Origin of the sequence: Xenorhabdus griffiniae (assembly GCF_001028135.1) — a bacterium.
GTDB lineage: Bacteria > Pseudomonadota > Gammaproteobacteria > Enterobacterales > Enterobacteriaceae > Xenorhabdus > Xenorhabdus bakwenae.
Genome location: NZ_LDNM01000190.1, coordinates 1 through 768 on the forward strand (window position 1 = coordinate 1; position 768 = coordinate 768).

Consider the following 768-nt stretch of genomic DNA (forward strand, 5'->3'; position numbering starts at 1 on the left):
CGTCTCGATAGCTTCCTGAATGCCTTGCAACAGGTTATCAACCGCCATGATATCCTGCGTACAGCGGTTTATTGGCAAAAACTGGAACAGCCGGTGCAGGTGGTCTGGCGTCAGGCAACGCTGGCTATCCATGAATTCATCCCGGCCACGACAGGCGATATTCCGGCGCAGTTACAGGCTCACACTGATCCGCGTCAGCACCGGATCAATCTGAACCGCGCCCCTCTCTTTGCTGCCGATATCGCCCACGATCCGCGACAGAATGAATGGCTGCTGGCTTTACGTTTCCACCATCTGGTCAGTGACCATCTGACACTGGAGCTGATTTTAGCGGAAATTGCCCAGATACTACGGGGCAATGCCAAAACACTGCCCACGATGTTGCCCTACCGCAACTTTATTGCCCAGACATTAAGTGTGCCCGTGGCAGAACATGAAGCCTATTTCCGTAGCCAACTGGCGGATATTGATGAACCCACCGCCCCTTTCGGGATACTCAGCGTACCCGCCGATAATAGTGTTATCAACGAACACCGTCTTCCACTTGACTCTACGTTGGCGAAGGCCATTCGCTCTCAGGCGCGTCGGCTGGGCGTCAGTCCCGGCGTCCTGTTCCATGTGGCCTGGGCGCAGGTACTGGCCCAAACCAGCGGCCGCGATGATGTGGTGTTTGGCTCCGTGCTGCTGGGTCGTTTGCAAGGCGGTGCGGGGGCTAATCGCATACTGGGTATGTTTATCAACACCCTGCCCCTGCGTATCTCTCTGAGC

General features: G+C 56.1%; 1 protein-coding gene. It reads left to right on the top strand.

All coding sequences use genetic code 11. The annotated features are described in order from the left end of the window. Nucleotides 1-768 (top strand): condensation domain-containing protein (locus tag AAY47_RS19605; RefSeq protein ID WP_047772060.1); only part of this gene is annotated, 768 nt, incomplete at both ends.